General features: G+C 44.2%; 1 protein-coding gene and 1 pseudogene. Both read left to right on the top strand.

Features of this window, described 5'->3' with window-relative positions; all coding sequences use genetic code 11:
- Window positions 1-1401, top strand: a pseudogene (locus G585_RS19790) (hypothetical protein); the annotation flags it as partial.
- Between the two features lie 151 nt (window positions 1402-1552).
- Window positions 1553-2308: an SDR family NAD(P)-dependent oxidoreductase gene (locus tag G585_RS0116475; protein ID WP_022776470.1), complete on the top strand. Its 756-nt coding sequence runs from the start codon at window positions 1553-1555 to the stop codon at window positions 2306-2308.
- The last annotated feature ends 573 nt before the right edge of the window (window positions 2309-2881 follow it).

The following is a 2881-nucleotide window of genomic DNA, read 5'->3' on the forward strand; positions in this document are numbered from 1 at the left end:
GATACAGATATGATGGCAATGATGGCAGCAATGGAAGGAGCATCAGCAGAGGAAGCCCCAGCAGCAGAGGCGCCAGTAGAGATGCCAGCCGAAATGCCAGCTGCAGAAGTGCCGGTAGAAATGCCTATTGCTGAAGCACCAACGGAAGAAGCTCCTGTAGAAGCAACATCTCCTGCACAGGATGTAGAGGCAATGATGGCGGCGATGGCAGCTGCTGAAAATGCTTCAGAAGTTGATGCAATGATGGCTGCAATGGCTTCAGGAGAAGCTCCTGCCGAGGTACCGACAGAAGAAGCTGTAGAGGCTAGCCCAGCTGAAATGGCAGAGGCCGATGCTATGGCAGCAGCGATGGCAGCTATGGGTGAAGTGCCAGCTGAGGAAGCGCCAGCAGCAGAGGCACCAGTAGAGATGCCGGCAGAAATGCCTATCGAGGAAGCACCAGCAATGGACATAAATCCAGATGATATAGATCCTGTTATGGCGGCAATGATGGCGGATGCAGCTGCAGCTGCGGCCGCAGCAGAAGCACCGGTTGAAGAAGCTCCGACAGAGGAAGACCCAGCAGAGATGCCAGTAGAGATGCCGGCAGAAGAAGTGCCTATGGACATGCCGGCGGCAGAAGAGGCAGCGCCAGATACAGACATGATGGCAATGATGGCAGCTATGGAAGGAGCACCTGCGGGAGAAGCTCTGGTTGAAGAAGCACCGGTAGCAGAAATGCCAATTGAAGAGGCACCAGCAGATATGCCGGTAGAAGAGGCAGCGCCGGATACAGATATGATGGCAATGATGGCAGCTATGGAAGGAGCATCTGCGGGAGAAGCTCCTGTTGAAGAAGCGCCGGTAGCAGAGATGCCAATTGAAGAGGCTCCAGCAGAGATGCCAATAGAAGAAGCACCGGTAGCAGAGATACCGATGGAAGAGGCGCCTGTAGAAATGCCCGCAGAAGAGGCTATGACAGCAGAGGAACCTCCAATCGTAGAAGCACCTATGGACATTGATCCGGTGGCAGCGGCAATGATGGCTTCAGGAGAAGAAACAGCTGGTATTGATACTTCGGATGCAGGAGATCAGGTTCCTGCTGAAATGGATATGGCGGCAGCGGCGGATGCGATGGAAGGTGCCGTAGAAGATATAGAAGCTTTCCTTGACTCAGAAGATTATGAGTATTTTACAGTTAAAGCAGGCAGCATGACTACTATGGTTATGAAGATGTCGGATGGAAGTGCCATGTCAATTGTTTATGAAGGCAATGAGTTTGACGCATTGGAGTCAGCTTTTGGTAAGGATGGAAAGACAGTTTATGCTGATATTATGAATGCCTTCGTGAAGGAAACTATTAGAACAGGCGGATCTGTTTGCATGACACGTCATAAAGGCGTAAAAGCGGTATCTAAATGATAATAATTATGGAAACGTGAAGCCTTTTTAATTAGAGAATTGATGGATGCTGTGTTATGATAAAAGAGTAATTCCTAAACGAAATTTGGGAATTGCTCTTTTTCTATTGTTGCAACTTAAAAAAATTACAACACTACAGGAGGATGAAGAAATGTCAAAAACAGCGATTATAACAGGTGGGTCTAGAGGAATCGGCGAAGCTATGTCTCTTAAGCTTGGTGAAATGGGGTACAATGTCGTAATTAATTACAGAAGTGAGTCTTCCAAAGCTTTATCAGACAATATTGCAGAGAAGATAAAAAAGGATTATGGCGTTGATTCATTGGTAGTAAAGGCTGATGTGAGCAAATATGAAGACTGTGAAGCTCTGGTAAAGGCAACAGTAGAAAAATTTGGTGATAATATTGATGTTTTGATCAATAATGCAGGAATCACCAACAATTGTAATTGGATCGATATAAAAAGAGAACAGTATGAAAATGTTATAAATACAAATCTTATGAGTTTTCTTCACATGACACATCTTGTGCTTCCACATATGATAAATCATAGCAGTAAGGATGATCAGTGCTGTATTGTTAACACATCGTCAGTTGGAGGACTTACGGGTGTTATCAACCAGGCTGATTACTGCGCTTCAAAGTCCGGTATTATAGGACTTACCAGAGCTCTTGCGCTTGAGTTTGCAGGAAGAGGTGTGAGGGTCAATGCTATTGCACCCGGTATGATAATGACTGATATGCTAAGGGGAGTAAATCAGGATGAGCTTAATGCACTTGCAGCAACGATTCCGCAGGGATTCATTGGTGACGTTTCTGATATTGCAGGTGCTATGGAATACCTGCTTACTGCGCCATATGTGACAGGTCAGGTATTATCACCAAATGGTGGATTTGTCTTGCAATAAAAACATATACTTTCTTGTAACCGGACGCAGACTAGCTTGTAGTAAAGGCATAGCTCTGTTCACTCTGATATTTTTCAATGTGATAAATTGGACATAAAACACCCACAAAAGCCTTGTTTCATACTTATTCAGAACACAAGCCCTTTGTGGGTTTATTTATATCCATTTATCATCATTTCAAAATAAATCGCTCACATCACTATGCCTAACACTAAAAGTTCGTCTGCTGTTCTTGCAAAAATAGTAATCTATATATGTGTAGTAAACCATAAATCCATAAGTGCCCATACCTTTGGATAGAGCGATTTAGTATGAGCAATAGAGACAGTTAAGATAAAATAAAAGCCCTGTTTTCTGTTCTGAATAAGCATGAAAGAAAACAGGGCGCATTATTTTATATTTACTGTGTCTTTGCGAATGCTCCGAGATCTATCCGAAGGTATGGGCACTTTGGATTTTATGCCACACGCAAGAAAGTATAATAAAGCATTACCAGTCTGAATCCCAGTCTGTTCCGCCTGAATCCCAGCTGTCGTTAGAATCCCAATCATAATCTGAGTTGTAATCTGATGT

Source organism: Butyrivibrio sp. AE2015, from assembly GCF_000420825.1.
Taxonomy (GTDB): Bacteria; Bacillota; Clostridia; order Lachnospirales; family Lachnospiraceae; genus Butyrivibrio.